16 protein-coding genes are annotated in these 18,645 nt (G+C 48.0%); 8 read left to right on the top strand and 8 right to left on the bottom strand.

Annotated features, from left to right (window positions below; all coding sequences use genetic code 11):
- Positions 1 to 10: 10 nt before the first annotated feature.
- The 4 genes from LLG09_03925 to yedF all read right to left on the bottom strand — a co-directional run bounded on the left by LLG09_03925 (position 11) and on the right by yedF (position 4,327).
- A complete protein-coding gene (locus tag LLG09_03925) occupies positions 11 to 1,213 on the bottom strand; it encodes an amidohydrolase (GenBank protein MCE5196260.1) in 1,203 nt (400 codons plus the stop codon).
- Positions 1,201 to 2,349 (bottom strand): amidohydrolase family protein, encoded by a 1,149-nt coding sequence (locus LLG09_03920; GenBank protein MCE5196259.1) that lies wholly within the window; start codon positions 2,347 to 2,349, stop codon positions 1,201 to 1,203. Before LLG09_03920 ends, LLG09_03925 begins: the two co-directional genes overlap by 13 nt.
- A 197-nt stretch (positions 2,350 to 2,546) precedes the next feature.
- Positions 2,547 to 3,677, bottom strand: coding sequence for a metallophosphoesterase (locus LLG09_03915; GenBank protein ID MCE5196258.1), 1,131 nt, complete (start codon positions 3,675 to 3,677; stop codon positions 2,547 to 2,549).
- Positions 3,678 to 3,724: 47 nt separating this feature from the next.
- Positions 3,725 to 4,327, bottom strand: a complete 603-nt coding sequence (yedF, locus tag LLG09_03910; GenBank protein ID MCE5196257.1) for a sulfurtransferase-like selenium metabolism protein YedF — start codon at positions 4,325 to 4,327, stop codon at positions 3,725 to 3,727.
- 267 nt (positions 4,328 to 4,594) lie between these two features.
- Here yedF and fusA point away from each other — a divergent pair, with 267 nt between their 5' ends.
- On the top strand, positions 4,595 to 6,679 hold the full coding sequence (fusA, locus tag LLG09_03905; protein MCE5196256.1) for an elongation factor G: 2,085 nt from the start codon (positions 4,595 to 4,597) through the stop codon (positions 6,677 to 6,679).
- 185 nt (positions 6,680 to 6,864) lie between these two features.
- Here the strand turns inward: fusA and LLG09_03900 are convergent, their stop codons facing one another.
- The 4 genes from LLG09_03900 to LLG09_03885 all read right to left on the bottom strand — a co-directional run bounded on the left by LLG09_03900 (position 6,865) and on the right by LLG09_03885 (position 10,908).
- On the bottom strand, positions 6,865 to 8,640 hold the full coding sequence (locus LLG09_03900; protein ID MCE5196255.1) for a hypothetical protein: 1,776 nt from the start codon (positions 8,638 to 8,640) through the stop codon (positions 6,865 to 6,867).
- A 12-nt stretch (positions 8,641 to 8,652) separates the two neighbouring features.
- Entirely contained in the window at positions 8,653 to 9,372 is a 720-nt protein-coding gene (locus LLG09_03895; protein ID MCE5196254.1) for a hypothetical protein, read from the bottom strand.
- 83 nt (positions 9,373 to 9,455) lie between these two features.
- On the bottom strand, positions 9,456 to 9,713 hold the full coding sequence (locus LLG09_03890; protein ID MCE5196253.1) for a hypothetical protein: 258 nt from the start codon (positions 9,711 to 9,713) through the stop codon (positions 9,456 to 9,458).
- A gap of 421 nt (positions 9,714 to 10,134) precedes the next feature.
- A complete protein-coding gene (locus LLG09_03885; GenBank protein ID MCE5196252.1) occupies positions 10,135 to 10,908 on the bottom strand; it encodes a DUF4367 domain-containing protein in 774 nt (257 codons plus the stop codon).
- A 451-nt stretch (positions 10,909 to 11,359) separates the two neighbouring features.
- Between LLG09_03885 and LLG09_03880 the strand changes: the two genes are divergently transcribed.
- The 7 genes from LLG09_03880 (at position 11,360) to LLG09_03850 (ending at position 18,429) form a co-directional block, all read left to right on the top strand.
- On the top strand, positions 11,360 to 11,503 hold the full coding sequence (locus tag LLG09_03880; protein MCE5196251.1) for a hypothetical protein: 144 nt from the start codon (positions 11,360 to 11,362) through the stop codon (positions 11,501 to 11,503).
- 226 nt (positions 11,504 to 11,729) lie between these two features.
- Positions 11,730 to 12,905 carry a class I SAM-dependent rRNA methyltransferase gene (locus tag LLG09_03875; protein MCE5196250.1) on the top strand — a complete coding sequence of 392 codons (1,176 nt, stop codon included), beginning with the start codon at positions 11,730 to 11,732 and terminating at the stop codon, positions 12,903 to 12,905.
- Between the two features lie 33 nt (positions 12,906 to 12,938).
- Positions 12,939 to 13,670 carry a rhomboid family intramembrane serine protease gene (locus tag LLG09_03870; GenBank protein ID MCE5196249.1) on the top strand — a complete coding sequence of 244 codons (732 nt, stop codon included), beginning with the start codon at positions 12,939 to 12,941 and terminating at the stop codon, positions 13,668 to 13,670.
- Between the two features lie 206 nt (positions 13,671 to 13,876).
- Positions 13,877 to 14,347 (top strand): CtsR family transcriptional regulator, encoded by a 471-nt coding sequence (locus LLG09_03865; GenBank protein ID MCE5196248.1) that lies wholly within the window; start codon positions 13,877 to 13,879, stop codon positions 14,345 to 14,347.
- A 12-nt stretch (positions 14,348 to 14,359) separates the two neighbouring features.
- Entirely contained in the window at positions 14,360 to 14,887 is a 528-nt protein-coding gene (locus tag LLG09_03860) for a UvrB/UvrC motif-containing protein (GenBank protein ID MCE5196247.1), read from the top strand.
- A gap of 3 nt (positions 14,888 to 14,890) precedes the next feature.
- A complete protein-coding gene (locus tag LLG09_03855; protein ID MCE5196246.1) occupies positions 14,891 to 15,979 on the top strand; it encodes a protein arginine kinase in 1,089 nt (362 codons plus the stop codon).
- Between the two features lie 2 nt (positions 15,980 to 15,981).
- A complete protein-coding gene (locus LLG09_03850) occupies positions 15,982 to 18,429 on the top strand; it encodes an ATP-dependent Clp protease ATP-binding subunit (GenBank protein ID MCE5196245.1) in 2,448 nt (815 codons plus the stop codon).
- Positions 18,430 to 18,645: the final 216 nt, after the last annotated feature.

The raw sequence follows: 18,645 nt of genomic DNA, 5'->3' as shown, positions 1-18,645 counted from the left end.
TAATCACTCCTTAAGCCATCTCCCAAGCTTCTTTATCCCGATCAATGTCAAAAGCGAGTCTGCCATTGACATAAACCTGTTCAACCTGCGACATCAATTCCAGAGGATGGCCGTTCAGCACCAAAACGTCGGCGTCTTTACCGACATCCAGAGAACCGAGACGGTCGGCTACACCAATGATTTCGGCGGAGGTCAGTGTCATGGCACGCAGTGCACCCGCTTCGCTCATGCCGGCACGGTGGCAGAGGCAGACGCAGGTGCGTAAATATTCCTGCGGCACCACACCGGCATCGGTGGTAATGCAGACTTTGATCCCGGCTCGTTCCAAAATGCCGGCAGAAGCAAAATCCTTGCGGGCGGTTTCGACTTTCGTGCGAGCCATGGAGGGACCGAGGATGCAGGGGACGTTGCGCTTTTTCAGTTCATCCAGCAGCAGATGTGCCTCGGAAGCATGTTCAATGGTTAATTTGAAACCGAACTCATCGGAAGCGCGCAGGGCCATCATGATATCATCGGCGCGATGAGCATGCACATGCGCCACCAATTCGCCTTTCAGCAATTTGACCAGAGGTTCCATTTGGAAATTGAGCGGAGTTTCGGGATCTTTTTCCCGTTTGGCCATATACGCTTTCGCTTTGATGAACGCATCACGCAGCAGGGCGCCGCTGCCCATACGGGTGGAAGGAGACTGATTGCGGGAGCCAAAGTTATGCTTGGGATTTTCACCCAACGCCATCTTGACCTCTGCCGGATTGAGCAGAACCATTTCTTTGCGGTTTTTGCCGTAGGTTTTTACCACCATACCCATGCCGGAGATGATCTTACCGGAACCCGGACGGGTCAGCATGGTTGTGACACCGGCTGCCAGAGACTGCTTCACCTGTACATGACGCGGGTTGAAGCTATAATAACTCATTAATTCCGGTGTAACGGCCGGACCGAAACCGGCGCTGCCATTGGGCGCACCGTCCGCATCAAACTGATTGTCATCGTCATTGCGATCGAAATCCATCACACCGATATGGCAGTGCGCTTCCACAAGACCCGGCATGACATATTTGCCTTCCGCGTCGATGACTTCTGCTTCAGACGGAATCGTCAGGTCTTTTCCCACTGCGACGATTTTACCGCCGTCGAGGATGATCGTTCCCTTTTTTATGATCGGACCGGAAATCGTAACCAGAGTCGCATTGGTAATTGCTAGCATGAACATGCACCGCCTTTTTCTGCCTGGTAAACAAATTCACCGTTGATCAGCGTAGCCAGACACTGCGTTGCGGTTTTGAAAGGATGTCCGCTGAAAATGGCGAGATCGGCATCTTTACCGACTGCCAGAGAGCCGATTCGCTCGGCTACGCCTAAGATTTCGGCAGCCACCGAGGTGATGGCTTGCAGCGCCAATTCTTCCGGCATGCCATCCCGGCAGCAAAGCGCCGCCTGTGTGGCCAAATTTTCACTGGGCAGGGTGGGATGATCACTGCAGAGAGCGACTTTGACACCGGCTTTGGCCAGAACGCCCGGCATCTTGAGGGACAAGTTCTTTGCGCTGCCCACCCGGTTGATGAATGTGGGGCCGGCAATCACACTGCAGCCGGAGGCGACGATTTCTTCCAGTGCAAGATGACCTTCGTAGCAGCGTTCTAAAACCAGAGGGAAACCCCAGACCTTGGCCAGTTCGAGCGCGTTGAAAATGTCGTGGTTGGCAAATACATTGATGCGGGCAAAGTTGCTGCCATTGAGCAAGGCAATCAGAGGATCCAGTTTCAAATTTTCTTCCGGAGCCTCTCCCTTTTCGATTTGCTTTTGATTCTTGGCGGCCAATTCTTTGGCTTTTTGCAATTGAGCCTGCAGAGAGGCGATATCCATGGTGCGGTCATGCTGATTACTTTTGGTGCCGCAGATATTGATTTTTAAACCGGCAAAGGCGCGCACAATCTGATGATCGATCACACCCGGCGCTGTCTTGGTGACAAAGCTCTGACCGTTGATCAGGTTAGCGCTGCCGGGACCGATGGACAAAGCGGTAATTCCGGCTTTGCGGCAATCATCAAAAGCCACATCTTCCCACCAGGTAGCATCGGAAGCACGGAATTCGGCTCCCAAGGAAACAGGTTCGTTGGTATCATTTCCAATGGGGCCCTGACCTTCTTCAAAAATACCCACTTTGCAGTCGGCATCGATCAGGCCAGGCAGAACCGTGCAACCTTTGGCTGAGATGATTTCGCTACCTTCCGGCAGGGTAATGTTTTTACCAATGGCGATAATTTTGCCTGCGTCGATCAGAATCGTACCGTTTTCGATGATACCGTTGACCATAGTATAGAGTGTTCCGTTGACAATCGCTTTCAAAAAGCAGACCTCCTTCTTCGGATTGGCATGATCTTATAATAAGAGCAGTGCCGTTTTCGGATTGACCGGGCAGAATGCATGAAACCGTCATCCTGCGATCTCAGGGGCACAATTCGCGAAAGGGGAGCGAAGTTCCTTCGCCCCCCAAAATGCATGATCCGGAAATGAGAACCGAATGTGCTGATTGAATTGATGTACTATTTTGCTGTGATGGTCAAGGTGATTAAGGCAATTTCGCTGACGCTTCCCAGGCGAAACGCCGGTCCCCAAGTGCCGATGCCGCTTGTGACAATAAATTGCGTTGCGGCGATCTGCCGGTAACCGTAATTCAGTTCATAAATGTGGTCGGTAACCCAGGTTACCGGCCAGAATTGACCTGCATGGGTGTGGCCGCTGAGCTGCAGATCAACTTCTTGGTCCGCGGCAATTGCCTGCAGATCGCGCGGCTGATGATCCATCAGAACGACGGGTAAATCGACGGGCAGGTCCTGCAGCAGTTCCGGTAAGGCGGCGCGTGCACTGGTTGTTCTGCTGCGCATGCCGGCGCGATCCTTGCGTCCGGCCAAAACAAAATGATCGTCAATCACCAGCGCTTGATCCTGCAGCATCGTGATACCGGCCGCTGTCAATTCGGCCATTAATTCTGTCTCGCGATTGGCGTAGGCGTCGTGATTACCGAGAACAGCGTACACACCATAAGGAGCGGTTAAATTCCGAAACTCTTCTGCCATTTGGTGATCCCGAAAGGGAGCGTAATCATCGTGCAGAATATCCCCCAGAATTAAAACGAGGTCGGCATCCAGCGCATTGACGGCAGCAATCATCTTTTTTAAATCGGCTCGTTGATGGACGCTGCCCAGATGCAGATCGGAGATGGCGGCGATTTTATACTCAGCCGCCGCCGTGCCTGTTAAGCTGATCTGATAGGGTGTGACTGCATAGGTTCTGGCTGTGTTGTAGCCAAAGAAGCAGACAGCCAGAGAGAGCGCAATGACCAAAAATGGCCAGAAGGGTAAGAAAGTAGCGTGGGCAAGCCCGCTCAAACCAAGTCCATTGACAAGAATGAGACGCAGTAACTTCAACAATAAGCTGAAGCAAAACAGGGCAGCATAGAAAATCAGCTGAGTGAAAGCGAGACGGCTGCCGTATTCGGCGAGCTCGCTGGAGACCGTGCCGCCAAAAGTTTGCAGCAGCCAGGGCAACAGTGTCAGAGACCAGTAAATCAGCCAGTAAATGATTCTGGTGTTGCCGGGCAGGAGCCCTTTCCAACAAGACAAAGCCTGTAAACCGAGATAATATCCCAAAGCCAGCGGAGCTAAAATTGACATGAATGACTGCATTTTCGTTCTCTTTCTTTTCATTTTTATGAAGCGGCTTAGAGGGTGAGCACAGCATGGCCGGCCAGGACTTCATAGATGCTGTACATATTGGAGATCTGCCCGACAGCAAGCTGATCTTTGAGTCCGTAAAAATCAAGACAGGTACCGCAGGCCAACACTTCCACACCGGCTGCCGCCAAGGCTTGCAGATCTTGCAATACGGGTGAATCTGTGACCGCTAGTTTTACGCCGCTGTTGATCAGAACGATTTTTGCCGGCAAGTAGTCCGCTGTTTGACTGACCGCATAGAAAAAAGATTTGATCAAGAGGCTGCCAAGCTCATCGCTGCCCGTTCCCAGCCGATTGCTGCGCACAAAAATCACTTTGCCGCCGGTACTGGGGATTTCTGCCGGAGGGGCTGCTGCAGCCGGCATGCTTTTGCTCTTGGTCAGAGTCAGAGAATAGATGCCGTTTTTTTCTTCCACATTGACTGTACAGCCGTTGTTTATAGCAAACCGGGTGACATTTTCTTTGGCAGCAGCATTGTCAACAATGCTGATCAAACTTTGTCCGGCTGAGAGGCTGTCCAATGCTTTTTTTGTGTTGATCACCGGTTGCGGGCAAGCGAGACCGCAATTGTCGATGGTAATCAGGTTCATGTTCCGTCACCTCATTTTTTATTTGCGCAATGAGCAAGGCGTGCTTTGCTCATTGCTATCAGACAGATTCGGTTTTTTTACGGTATTGTCCTGCCTGCATAATCAAATATAAATAACCTTATAGAAAGCGATCGGGCTAAAATAAGCGGATTCATATTATCTGTAACAGAAGGACAAATGTATTTGCTGCTCGAATAACATACCAATACGAGTAAAAGTGCCGTATATCAGAGACAAGATCCGTAAAGCAAGCGAGGAGGAACATGCGTGAAAAATTATTCTGCAGACAAAATTCGTAACATAGGACTTTTTTCCCATGGTGGTGCAGGCAAGACAACTTTAGCGGAGGCAATGCTCTATACAGCAGGTGTGACAGATCGGATGGGGAAAACCACCGATGGTTCCAGCTTTATGGACTTTGAAGCGGAAGAAATCAAGCGTCAAATGACCATCAATACTTCCATTGTTCCCATTGAATGGAAGAATTATAAAATCAATTTGCTGGATACGCCTGGATATTTAGACTTTATCGGCGAGGTCGTTGCCGCCATGCATGTGGTGGATACCGCCGTTATTTTAGTAGATGCAGTTTCCGGTGTTGAAGTGGGCACAGAGATTGTATGGGAACATGCCGAGGATCGCCATCTACCGCGGATGGTTGTGGTCAATCGTATGGACAGAGAAAATGCGAACTATGAAAAAGCATTTGAAAGTCTGCGCAGCGCATTTGGCACCAGAGTGGCTCCTGTATTAATCCCGATTGGTTCCCAGGCGAACTTCAGCGGCATCGTCAACCTGATCACCAAAAAAGCCTATCGTTATACCGATGCCGGCGGGAAAAATTGCAAAGAAGAAGAAATCCCTGCCGGTATGGCGGACGAAGTGGAACGCTATCGCGACCTGTTAATCGAATCAGCGGTGGAAGCTGACGATGAATTAATGATGATGTATTTGGACGGTGCGGAAATTGCGGAGGAGCAACTCAAGAACGCAATCAAAACAGGTATCATTACAGATAAATTTATACCGGTCGCTTGCTCTTCCGGCGCGAAAAACATCGGCGCCGCACCCATCATGGACTTTATTGTGGAGTATTTGCCGGCTCCGACCGATATGCCGAAGGTCATAGCGCATCATGCCGAAACCAAACAGGAAGTGGAATTGACTGCGGATCCCGCCGGCCATTTGGCGGTGCATGTTTTTAAGACGATGGCTGATCCCTTTGTTGGCAAACTGACAATTTTCAAGGTTCTTTCCGGTACGATCAGAACGGATTCCAATGTTTGGAATGTCAATAAAGGGCGCAATGAGCGGATCAGCAACCTCTTTGTTCCCAAAGGCAAACGCCAGGAAAATGTCATGGAGTTGGTCGCCGGTGATATCGGCTCCATCGCAAAATTGCAGGATACCACAACCAATGAAACGCTGGGAGATAAAGAATTCCCTCTGCTTATCGATCCCATTCATTTTCCGGAACCCTGTCTCAGCGTGGCTGTGGAACCGAAAACCAAGGGTGACGAAGATAAGATCGGCATTGGCCTTGCCCGTCTGGCGGAAGAAGATCCCACCTTCAGCATGCATAAAGATACCGAAACCAAACAGATTGTCATTTCAGGTCTGGGCGAGTTGCATCTTGATGTGATGATCGGCCGCCTGGCCAAAAAATTCGGCGCTGAAGTGCAAATCGTAGAATTCAAACTGCCTTATCGTGAGACGATTCGCAGCAAGGTGCGCGTAGAAGGACGACATAAGAAGCAGTCTGGCGGCAAAGGCCAGTTCGGTCATGTTTGGCTGGAAATGGAGCCAAAAGAAGACGGTTACGAATTTGTTGATAAGATCTTCGGCGGTTCTGTTCCGCGTCAGTACATCCCGGCTGTTGAAAAAGGTTTAACCGAAATCATGGCCAAAGGCGTTTTAGCTGGTTATCCTGTGGTCAATATTCGGGTTGCCTTGGTCGATGGTTCTTATCATGCTGTTGACTCTTCGGAAATGGCTTTTAAGCTGGCTACGCATATCGGCTTTAAAAAAGGTTTCGCGTTGGCAAAACCGGTTCTTTTGGAACCGATTATGAACATTGAAGTGACCGTGCCGGATGATTACATGGGAGACATCATCGGCGATATGAATAAAAAACGGGGCCGGGTGCTCGGCATGGAACCGATCGGCCGCGGCCGCCAATTGGTTCGCGCGCAAGCGCCGCAAGCAGAGTTGTTCCGCTATGCCACCGATTTACGCTCCATGACGCAAGGACGGGGATCCTTCAAAATGAGTTTTGATCATTATGAGGAAATCCCTGCCATGATCGCTGAAGGCATCATCGCTGCCTTTAAGAGTGAGGATGAAGAGCAGTAAACTAAAATCAGACCGTAAGAATACAGACCGGAGCTGCTTAACGGTAGCCCCGGTCTGCTTTTTTTAGTATGGTTCTATCTTTTTTTGTAACCACGTTGTCATTTGACTCTTACTACGATTACACTAAAAGAACCTCAATCATCCGATACTAAAAGACAGAATGAGGTTCATTGGGCGTATTTTTACTATTTCACTTCAATGATGTTGAGAACGGTTTCTCCTTTCTCTCCAAATCCCAAAGCATAAATTCTTTTACCGGTATCGCTGATCGTATAGGTTGCATCGGGACGTGTACTATCGCGGCCGCGCGCACCCATGAAAATTGCGGTATCCTTGATGACCCAAATATCTTTGTCCCAGCTGTCTTTCGGGTAATCATACCATGCGATGTAGAAATTGGTCACATGGGATAATTTTTCGCCAAACAATTGAAAGGCCATATATTGCTCATGATATCCGGGAACAAATTGCCGATTCTCACTGCTGAACTCGAAATGTCCAAAGGCCCGGATGTTTTCCTCAGTAATATAGTGATTGATTCCTTCATAGTGTTCCGGTAAGGGCGGACCACCGTAGTCGGGACCAGAAAACCGATTGCCATACTGAACATCTCCCCCGCCAAGTAATACCCCATGTTTTGTGGGGGTTAAATTCACTCCCGCATTACCTTGCGTGTGCACCACTTGACCATTGAGCAGATTGACGACACCAAAGCCGGAGAGCTGCTCATTGTCTGTGCCCGGTATGGCGCCTCCCCAGGTATAGGTGAGGGTATGTTTGGCTGAAATCTGAAGCTGCTCCAAGTGTCCCAAGGCATCGATAGCCAATTCTTCGCTGCCCAAACTGCCTTGTTCAACAAAATCTTGACCCGGAGACCAATCCCCCCAGACGATCCGGTTTTCTGCTGCGTCGATATACGCCATTTCACTGAGTGTTTCATTAATCGCTATCCCTTTTCTTGTCCATTGTCCCGCCACTGGTAAGACACCGGCGACAGTGACTTTGATTTCGTTCTGCTCTATGCTGAGCAGCGAAAGGATTTCGGCGCCTTCCTCCTCCGCCATCGCCGCCGCATAAGCGAATGTATTTTCGTTCAGCCGTTCTACATGATAATCAGCGATGAATCCGCCCTGTAAATCCAAAATGACGGTTTGCACTTCTGTCCGGCTTTTCCAGTTGTAGATCGTGGCTTGCAACTGTCGGTCTTTTTCATAAAGGATCAGCAAATGTTCGCCATCCATTTCGTAAAGATAATCTGCCGGATGGTTTCTTACAGTGCTAACAGTGTCTTCCCAAGTTTTTTTATCATGATACAAGAAGGGTAATTCGGATATTGGCTCTATGCCCGGTTCAATCAACTCATATCCTTTTTTTTGTAAGGATTCCACAGAATACGTTAAGGTGGTGAACCCATCGCCAACCTTAATATCAACATGAGGCCGCGAAGCCAACCAATGTTCACTCAGATAACCTTCCTGATCTGAGGCGTATCGTTCCTCAACGGCATAGGTGAAAAAACGGACGAACTTCATATTCTCCGGTGGATATTCACTGCCATGTCCCGGCTGGTCAGCCAGTGACATTTTATAAACATGAATCTCTACTTGCTTTTGATCGGCAATGACCTGATACACAGAATATTGATCGATGAATGCTTTGATTTTTTCCGCATCCGTTAGTTCTGTCAGCTCTTTCAAATCTGCCTTGCCGGGGATTCCTTTATCATAGAAATAGGACCATTTACCCGGAGGTTGGTTGTAACTGAGCATCAGCGTTGATTGGCTGTCGGGGATATTCTCCAAAATCAGCTGGGCAAACTCATCAAACGCGTTTTTGTTTCCTTCCCATAATTTGACCATATCCGCAATCGTATCCGGATATTTGATCGTTTGACAACCGGACAACAAGATAGCAATAAAAAGCAGCAGAGCAGCCCAAACCTTTGAGTGATGTCCTTTCATGTAGTGCCCCTCCTAATCGTTTCGCACAACCACAGCTTTCTCTTTCAGTTGACTCACAAGTTCTTTGTATTCACTTGAATTCTGCAGATAAAGATTGTCAACTGCTTCCTTGGGGTATTTCGCTTTCAACTCTTCCAACAGCCCGCTAAACAGCTTGCCGATGGTCAGTTTTACCTGATAGCGTGGCAGAATATATTCCTGGGCATATTCCTCGAACGTCAGCCCCAAACCCTTGGCATACTGGCTTAGAATCTCGACTTGCTCCGCTGGCAGCTTGGAAGAAACATTTTCATAGTAGGCTTTTGCATCGGCTTCGCTGGCTGAGAATCCCCGTTCGACTGCCGCCTGATAAAAGATCTCGTCTTCAATCATTTCTGCGAGCAGTTTCTCTTTCACATCGGTTTCATTCTTCTGCCTGGTTAGCGCATCTGCTTTTTGCTGATAATCTGCCTGCGTGATTTGACCGGCTGCCAGCAATTTGCGATATTTTTGTAGCTCTACTTTGTAGAGTACTTCGATATTGAAGACGGCTCTTGATAATTCGCGTTCCGGTAACCCAACTCCGTTGACGGTGGCGATGGTTTTTTGATTGGTAAGTAAATCACTGCGAACCATCGCGGTTTCTGCTGCAATCCAGTCATATTCAGTATTTTCGTTTGCATTTAGAAAAACAAACGCCGATGCCAAGACGAGCATAACGGTTGTAGCTATGATAAGCGTTCTCTTCTTCATGATGATCACTCCTTTTTAGATTAAATCTCCTGAGTATTTACTCAGAAGCTTACAGTCCTGAAACTGTAACCGGTATCGAATGCCTAGCCAAGCTGTCCTGTGATTGGAAAATACGCACCGATCCAATGACCTGTAGAAACAGCAATAGGATTATTTCTGTTCTCAGCTGCAACAGCAGAAATTCCGGAAAAAGAGGTTTCAGTTTCATTTTGATTATAATCGGCGCCAGATATTCTCAATAGATGCTGAGAAACGTCAATATCCGAAATAACTTGAGTGACGGGTATTGATGGATCACTACTGACTTCCTGAAAGACGATTTGACTTTGCTGGGTTTTCATGGTGTTATTATCAAAGGCATAACCTGAAGTAACGTTAAACTCAGCGGTATCCGATGAAAAAAAGGATCGATAAAACTAACAGACACACTCGTGTTTGTTACAGCATTATTACTCCAAGCCAGCACCGAACCCGACAACTCCCTTAGGCACTGTTGTTTACAAGTTTGTTAAGCATCAATTGAATTTAATCAGAAATAGTGCATACCATTTTGCTTCCAAATAAATTCATTTCCTCTTTCTCTTGCGGCTTCTGCTATATAGACGATACAGATAAATAAAAATTTCCATAAAAGCTGTAATCTACATAAAGTTTCATAAATATTTAATAATATATTTTTTTATAGTTATATTCCAGCAATATCATCCCTGTGAATGAAGTGATATATGTACCGATAGTAACCGGATAGGATTCCTCTATTGATCATTCATATGAAATTTTAATTGATTCGGCAAAAGCGATCAGGGTTTCTTTCTCTAAATTCGTTGCTACTAACACATACATTTTCTGATCGAACAGCCACAATAAACTGACACTGTCGCCTTTACAAATCAACTGAGCGCGACTTTCACTAAGCTCTATATCACTGACTTCTGCATCTTCCGTATCCAGCACAACGCCGGCTGATGTTGGCAATAGTTGGAAACTGATCTTATCGCTACTATTCCGAAAGATGATAGAAACAGAAGCGACGGTATCGGTGATTGTATCCAACTTATACCCTGCCGGAAGCTCGCCCCAGCTCAGCACGCCGCCCGATTTTAACTCCAGTCGCCGATCCCTGGCTATCTGTGAGGCAGGATTCGTCGAGTTGTCATTTGCGTTTTGCAAGGCTTCGTCTTCATTTTGAAAATGATACTCCGTATATTGCGGAAATACTTGATAATAAACATCATTGACGATCAGACGGAATGCTTCTACTTGCTGATAACCGCCGACCCCCAGCAGGATGACGAAAAGCAGACCGGCTGTCACCATTGCCGTCCGTTTGCCTAAAGCAAGCAGGCTTTGCTGTAATTGCGCGGTATGGATTTTTCGTTGCATTTGCTGCAACTCTGCCGGCGAGAGTTCTGCTTGCATGGCAGTGTCAAAAGCAGCGGCGCGGCGTTGCACAATCACTTTGGCTGCCTCGTTGAGCAGGAGCGCATCGCGAATCGTTAGTTCCGGTATATCCGGAACCGGTTTATATTCATTCATTCCTTTCACCTGCCATTTCTTTTTTTTATTTGTTTGGCTTTGCATTTTTCTTTCTATTAATAAGACGGAAGTTTTCGGAATTAATTTCCAATGAATTATGTAGATTCGTGTCGTAATATGAATCATTTATCCGATGCAAATACGGTTGAGCAGAACGAATCCATTTAAGTTTATTGAACCTAAAATAAACAGTATTATATTGATATTTTTAGTCAGACAGGAGATTAATTTTTGAAACTTCCGTCTTATTCTGAGAAAGCAATTTTATTCTGATCATTCACTCATTGATGAAAGAGGTGTATCTGGTATGAAGATTTACCAACTGTGCAAGGTAATTGAAGGTCTTGAGGAATAGCAAAGAAATGATCAGCGTTCTCTTGGATATTATCTGACCAAGCAAAAAGCAGAGTCCCACCACGAATATCGGAAGTACTTAAAAGAAGAAACAAGCGTGCAGAAGAAAAAAGCTGATAATACCGCGCACTGGAAAGTGTTCAGCGGAAAAGAAAAAATCGCTTATAATAGCAATTTGAGCCTGGAGGATGCAAAGTGCGCCCTTTATTGGTATATTCGGGAAATTGATGTCAATGAATGAGAGGGATCTTCTTTGAGTCTGAATACCCTGCCAGGGGGGAAAGCAGACTCAAAGGAAATTGTGTCGTAAGCAAGACCGTATCAGAGAACCATAGACATCTTTTACCGTCTTGTAAATATTTAGAGAACAGACTCTTTCCCTTATGCTTATAATAGGGTATACTGGAAACAAGCTGAAAACAGCAATTCCAAAAAAATGAGTAAACACTCTTAAGGAGCGAATCACTTTGGCAAAAGTATATTTAAAGCGTGATCGGAGAAAACGCCTGGAACAGGGTCATCCCTGGGTTTATGGCAATGAAATTTTAAAAACAGAAGGCGAATTGACACCGGGCTGCGACGTGGAGATCGTCAACCACAACGGTTATTTTTTGGCGATGGGATATTTCAATGACAATTCTCTGATCACCGTCCGCGTGACCGGTTACACGCAAGGTGAACTGTTTGATGAAGCCAGTATTCTGGAGCGCCTCAAGACCGCAAAACACTGGCGCGATCAGTTCCTTCCCGGTGTGAACGACTGCCGTCTGGTCTTTGCCGAGGCGGATGATCTGCCCGGGCTGGTGGTAGACCGCTTTGGCACTACCTTGGTGGTGGAGTGTCTGACGCTTGGCATCGAGGTCCGCTTGGATGCGGTGATCAAGGGTTTGCAGCAGGTGTTTCAGCCGCAGTTTATTTTTCTGCGCAATGATGCGCGCGTCCGGTTATTGGAAGGCTGCGAACTCTATCAGAAATGGGTCGGCGAGCCGGGTCCGGCGCAAATCATGATCACCGAAAATCAGCTGAAGTTTATGGTGGATATTGCGGAAGGTCAGAAAACAGGTTATTTTTATGATCAGCGTGCCAACCGCGCCGCTTTGGCGCCTTTCGTAAAAGATGCGATCGTCCTGGATTGCTTTTGTCATACTGGTGCGTTTGCCATTCATGCGGCGGCCTACGGCGCCGCGACGGTGGATGCTTTGGATATTTCCGAAGCCGCGGTAGAGCAAGCGAGGCTGAATGCAAAATTGAATCGGGTGGAAAACAAAATCAACTTCTCCGTTGCGAATGTTTTTGATGCCTTAAAGCAGTACAGCAACGAGAAACGCCTCTATGATGTGATTATTCTCGACCCTCCTGCCTTTGCCAAAAGCAAAAGCAGTTTGAAAAGCGCCTATCGCGGTTACAAGGAAATCAATTTAAGGGCGATGAAACTCCTGAAACCGGGGGGCTTTTTGGTGACCAATTCCTGTTCTTTCCATATGAGCAGTGAGATGTTTCAGGAGATGTTGGTCGAGGCTTCGGTCGACGCGCATTGCCGCCTGCGTTTGGTTGAATGGCGGTCGCAGGGAGCGGATCATCCGCAGCAATTGGGTTATCCTGAAAGCCATTATTTAAAGAATGTGATTCTGCAAATTGTCTGAATTGGTTAGGAATGGATTGCGGGGTGAGAGTGGATGATTCCGGTTCGGGACAGTATCCGTGCCAAACATTGGCCGGTTATGACTTTAATTTTAATTGCCGTGAATACCCTGATTTTTATTTGGTCAACTACCTTAAGTGCACGCGATCTGATCTTGCTCGATCGTGTTTACGGCATGACGCCGGCTTATTTCAGTGGAGCTTCCGACTGGCCATTTGCCGGAATTCCGTTTTGGCTTACTCTGGTTACCGCACAATTTATTCATGGTGGTTGGGGGCATTTGTTAGGCAATGTTTTATATCTCTGGATTTTCGGGGATAATGTAGAAGATAAACTGGGATGCTGGCGGTTTTTGCTGATGTATCTGTGCAGCGGTTTGATCGGCAATTTACTGCAAATTGCTACCGAACCTGCTTCGATGACGCCGGTTATCGGAGCCAGCGGAGCCATTGCCGGTGTCTTGGGAGCTTATTTCATGATGTTTCCCAGGGCGAAGATCCGTACGATCATTCCGTTTTTTGTGCTGTTTTTGGTCCCTTTCAATGTTCCAGCAGTTGTTTACCTGGGCATCTGGTTTTTGCTGCAGGTGAGCAGCGGACGTCAGGTCATGGCCGGTGCCGGGCAAAATGTGGCTTACTGGGTTCATGTGGGAGGTTTCCTATTTGGCGCGGCGGTCGGTTACTGGTATAACCAGACGAAAAAGCGCAATCCGGAACCCTTGGACTTTTGGCAAGATGATGCCGACTCAGACGAAACATTCCATTGAGCAAAAGGTTCTATAAAAACTGTTTTACCAACAGGATCCCCATCCTTTTGTTAATACAGTTTTTTGTTTTCTGCTCTTGACAAACCGGTTGAAATTGTTTATACTGGAGTCAAAGGTCAAAGATAGTCAAAGTCAGAAACAAAAAGGAATCCGGATTTTAACCGTTTCCTGCTTCGGTATACTGCTTTTGAAAGGGGAGAATTCTTGTGACACTTGCAGATCTTATTGAGCAATACTTACGTGCCCTGGTGGAGGAATCCGATTCCACTACTGTGGAAATTGTCCGCAGCAATCTGGCAGAGCAATTTTCTTGCGTGCCCTCGCAAATCAATTATGTACTGACAACACGCTTCACACCGGAACGGGGATTCTTAGTGGAAAGCAGACGAGGCGGCGGCGGACATGTCAGTATTACCCGTATACAGTATTCCGATCAAAACAGCCATTGGTCGCGGCAGCTGCTCAATCAGCTGCCCTCGATGATCGATTCGGGAAGCGCCTATCATATTTGTGACCGTCTCGCCGATGAAGAGATTATTTCCGAACGGGAAAAAGCAATTATGCAGTCTGCCATGAGTCAATCAAGTCTGACCATTCCGCTGCCGCTGCGCGATCAGGTGAGGGCTGCCATTTTACGCAATATGATTCTGGCCTTGTTAACTACCGAGAATGAATAGGAGGAATGAATGATGCTTTGTCAGGAATGTCAACAAAAAACTGCTAATGTTCACTTAACACAAATGATCAACGGACAAAAAATCGAACTTCATCTTTGTGAAACCTGTGCTGCTAAGCATAGCGCGTTTGGTATCAATCTGGCTTTTCCCATTCAATTTTCTATGCACCATTTACTTTCCGGTTTAATGCAGGAGACTGCCTCAGCAAAACCGGAAGAAGGTGAAAAAGCCGATCCGCTGACCTGCCCGTTTTGCGGTATGACCTTTGATCAATTCAAACGTCAGGGGCGCTTCGGCTGCGCTCAATGCTATGTTACCTTCGGCGAGCATCTGCCGCCGCTCTTCCGACGCATTCACGGCAGCAATCAGCATACAGGTAAAATTCCGCTGCGGGCAGGTCAAGGCTTGCAGCGTCAGTATCGTTTGGCTGAATTGAAGCAGCAGCTGCAGCAGGCGATCAGCGAAGAAGCGTTTGAACGCGCCGCAACCTTACGCGACGAGATCAAGCAATTGTCTCAGTCCGCGCAGAAGGAGGAATAAGCCATGTCTGTAGAGCAGCATTACGCCCAGGCGGCAACTTTCTGGATGCAGAATGGTCCTGATCAGGATGTCATTCTGTCAACCCGGATCCGATTGGCGCGCAATCTCAGTCAGTTTACATTTCCCGGACATCAGACAGCGGAGGACACCGCCAAGTTGTTGGCTCAATTGACGACTCTGCTTCCGCTGCTCAGTGAAAAGACAAAAGCTAATTGGCAGCTGATCCGTTTGCAGGATCTCAATCCCGACCAACAAAGGATTTTAATTGATAAGCACCTGATGAGCCCCGTCATGGCGGAAAAGCCAGAATCCACCGCTCTGATCCTGCGTCAGGATGAAGCGGTCAGTATTATGGTCAATGAAGAAGATCACCTTCGTTTACAGGTATTGCTTAGCGGTCTGCAGTTGGAGCAAGCTTGGCAACTGGCAAACGAAATAGACGATCTGCTGGAAGCACAGTTGGAGATTGCTTTCAGCAAGGAATTCGGCTATATCACAGCTTGTCCCACCAATGTTGGCACCGGTCTGCGCGCTTCGGTAATGGTGCACCTGCCGGCACTGGTAATCAGTAAAAAAATTGGTTCCTTTATCACCGGTATCAATCAATTGGGGATGGTCGTGCGCGGATTTTATGGAGAAGGCACCGAGGCAATCGGTCAGATTTTTCAGATTTCCAACCAAATTTCACTGGGACAATCCGAAGAAGAGATTCTGACGAATTTACAGGCGATTGTCAAGCAAGTGGTGGAAGAAGAGCGCAAAACCCGTTTGCAGCTTTTTGCGCAAATTCCGCTGCAACTGCGCGACCGGATCGGCCGTACTTTGGGAATTTTGAGCAGTGCCTGGCTGCTGAATGGCAAAGAAGCGGCTGAAAAGTTGTCTGACTTAAGGCTGGGTGTGGAACTGAATCTGTTGGAGCATCTGAGCTATCAGGAATTGAACAGCTTGATGGTGCAGCTGCAACCGGCCTGGCTGAATCAAGTGTCGGGAGCAGCGCTCACAGCCGACCAGCGGGATGTTCAGCGCGCCGCAGTGATGCGCCGTCTGCTGGCACAAACAAGAATGAAACAGGAAGAAAAACAGGAGGAGTAGCCATGTATAGTCTACAATTTACCGAACGCGCCAATCAAGCGCTATTGGCTGCACAAAATTTAGCCGAACAAATGAATCATAGCGTAATTGGCACCGAGCATGTGTTGTGGGGTTTGGCCAAAAGCGCAGACAGTATTGCAGCCAGTGCTTTGCAAAGCATGCAAATTACCGCCGAAGTGATTGAAGAAGCCCTGCCGGAATATAGCCCGGCCGGCGAAGAGAAATCCGGCTTTCCCATTCAGCCGTCTCCGCGGGTGAAACGGCTGATCGAGATCGCCTTTCAGGAGGCGGTGAGTCTGAAAAGTAATTATGTGGGTACGGAGCATCTGCTTTTGGCCTTGGCGCGGGAAGGCGAAGGCATCGGCGCCCGGATTCTGATCGATAAGGGTGTATCATTAGAGGAATTGCGTCAAACGATTTTGGCTTTGCTGGACGGCGGTTATGTTCCGCCGGAAAATCAGAAATCCGCTGCCAATCAAAAACAGAGAAAGGCAGCGGCGACTCCGTTATTGGATAAGATGGGGCGCGACCTGAATAAGCTGGCTGCCGATAATAAACTGGATCCGGTCATTGGCCGCGATAAGGAGATTGAGCGGGTGATCCAGATTTTATCCCGCCGTACCAAGAACAATCCGGTGCTGATCGGCGAACCGGGCGTGGGTAAAACAGCTATTGCGGAAGGATTGGCCAGCATGATCGTAGCTGGACAAGTGCCGGAAACGCTGCGCGATAAGAGAGTGGTTGCTCTGGAAATGGGAAATTTAGTATCCGGCACCAAGTACCGCGGTGAATTTGAAGAACGGATGCAAAAGTTGCTGGAGGAAGTAAAAACATCCAAACAAGTGATTTTGTTTATCGACGAATTGCATACCCTGGTAGGGGCAGGCGGAGCAGAGGGAGCAGTCGATGCTTCCAATATCCTGAAGCCGGCATTGGCTCGCGGCGAATTGCAAACCATCGGCGCCACCACTTTGAAAGAATATCGCCGCTATATTGAAAAAGATGCCGCTTTAGAGCGCCGTTTTCAACCGATCATGGTGGAACCGCCTACCATCGAACAATCGATTGAAATTCTCAAAGGCTTGCGTGACCGTTACGAAGCGCATCATGGCGTGATAATAACAGAAGAAGCCATCGAAGCAGCGGTCCGGCTTTCAGATCGCTATATTGCTGATCGCTTCCTGCCGGATAAAGCCATCGACCTGATTGATGAAGCCGGTTCGAGAGTACGTCTGCAAAGTTATACTACGCCGCCTGATGTCAAAGAAAAAGAAGAGAAATTAAATAAATTGCGCAGCGAGAAAGAAGAAGCCATCAATAACCAGGCTTTTGAACAAGCGGCGGCGCTGCGTGATGCGGAAGCACAACTGCGGACTGAACTGGAGAACATTCGGCAAAATTGGAAACAGCGGCAAAGCAGCGGGCGGCCGGAAGTGACAGCGGATGATATTGCTCATATTGTCTCTTCCTGGACGAATGTGCCGGTAGAGCGGCTGACTCAAGAAGACAGTCAGCGCTTGCTGAATCTGGAAAAAGAACTGCATAAGAGAGTAATTGGTCAGGAGGAAGCGGTCAATGCTGTCGCCAGAGCCATCCGGCGCGCCAGAGCGGGATTGAAAGATCCTAAACGCCCGATCGGATCCTTTATCTTCCTGGGTCCCACCGGTGTTGGTAAAACGGAATTGGCAAAAGCCCTGGCCGAAGCCATGTTTGGCAGCGAGGATGCCCTGATTCGCATCGATATGTCGGAGTATATGGAACGCCATAATGTGTCCCGCCTGATCGGAGCGCCTCCCGGTTATGTTGGTTACGAAGAAGGCGGTCAGCTGACGGAAAAAGTCAGGCAGCACCCCTATAGTGTGGTGCTTTTGGATGAAATTGAAAAAGCGCATCCGGAAGTATTCAATGTCTTGCTGCAATTGTTGGACGACGGCATCCTGACAGATTCTCTGGGCCGGACGGTTAATTTCCGCAATACCATTGTGATTATGACCTCCAATGCCGGCGCCGAGACCATCCGCAAACAGTCTTCCCTGGGTTTTGTCGTTTCCTCTCAGGTAGAAAACACCGAATATGAAGCCATGAAAGAACGCCTGAACCAGGAACTGAAACGCGTTTTCCGTCCGGAATTTCTCAACCGGGTGGACGACACCATTGTTTTCCGGCAACTGAGTGAGACAGAGATCGAAGCCATTGTTGATGTCATGCTCAAAGATGTAGCGAAACGCTTGCAGGAATTCAATATTAAAATCGAATTGGAACCGGAAGCTAAGAAGCTGTTAGCCAAAGCGGGATTTGATCCGCTCTTTGGGGCCCGGCCGCTGCGTAGAGCGATTCAGCATCAGATAGAAGATGCCTTAAGCGAAGAGTTGCTGGAAGGCCGCATCCAGCACGGACAAAAAGTATTGGTCAGCTGCAGCGATGGCAAACTGCGTTTTAAAGCAGAATAATCGGATCTTAAGAATCGTACACAAAAAAGGGAGTTGCAGCAAAACGAATTGCTGCAGCTCCCTCGTATTATATAGTACCTAAAATCCCTACTGAAATTTATAACTACACCGGTTCCTCTATCTTGAACACCTTATAAATATTCCGCTGTTCCTTCGTTGCGGGATAGATAATACGTGTTCCGTTTATCTCCTGTATGCGATGTCTGGAAAGCGTAT

Source organism: Negativicutes bacterium (assembly GCA_021372785.1).
GTDB lineage: Bacteria > Bacillota > JAAYKD01 > JAAYKD01 > JAAYKD01 > JAJFTT01.
Note: the sequence above shows the minus strand (reverse complement) of the source record. Positions and strands in the feature narration are given on the sequence as shown.

Coding starts and splice junctions, on each gene's coding strand:
- LLG09_03925 (MCE5196260.1), bottom strand. CDS start 1,213: ATGTTCATGCTAGCAATTACCAATGCGACTCTGGTTACGATTTCCGGT.
- LLG09_03915 (MCE5196258.1), bottom strand. CDS start 3,677: ATGTCAATTTTAGCTCCGCTGGCTTTGGGATATTATCTCGGTTTACAG.
- yedF (MCE5196257.1), bottom strand. CDS start 4,327: ATGAACCTGATTACCATCGACAATTGCGGTCTCGCTTGCCCGCAACCG.
- LLG09_03900 (MCE5196255.1), bottom strand. CDS start 8,640: ATGAAAGGACATCACTCAAAGGTTTGGGCTGCTCTGCTGCTTTTTATT.
- LLG09_03895 (MCE5196254.1), bottom strand. CDS start 9,372: ATGAAGAAGAGAACGCTTATCATAGCTACAACCGTTATGCTCGTCTTG.
- LLG09_03890 (MCE5196253.1), bottom strand. CDS start 9,713: ATGAAAACCCAGCAAAGTCAAATCGTCTTTCAGGAAGTCAGTAGTGAT.
- LLG09_03885 (MCE5196252.1), bottom strand. CDS start 10,908: ATGAATGAATATAAACCGGTTCCGGATATACCGGAACTAACGATTCGC.
- LLG09_03870 (MCE5196249.1), top strand. CDS start 12,939: ATGATTCCGGTTCGGGACAGTATCCGTGCCAAACATTGGCCGGTTATG.
- LLG09_03860 (MCE5196247.1), top strand. CDS start 14,360: ATGCTTTGTCAGGAATGTCAACAAAAAACTGCTAATGTTCACTTAACA.
- LLG09_03855 (MCE5196246.1), top strand. CDS start 14,891: ATGTCTGTAGAGCAGCATTACGCCCAGGCGGCAACTTTCTGGATGCAG.
- LLG09_03850 (MCE5196245.1), top strand. CDS start 15,982: ATGTATAGTCTACAATTTACCGAACGCGCCAATCAAGCGCTATTGGCT.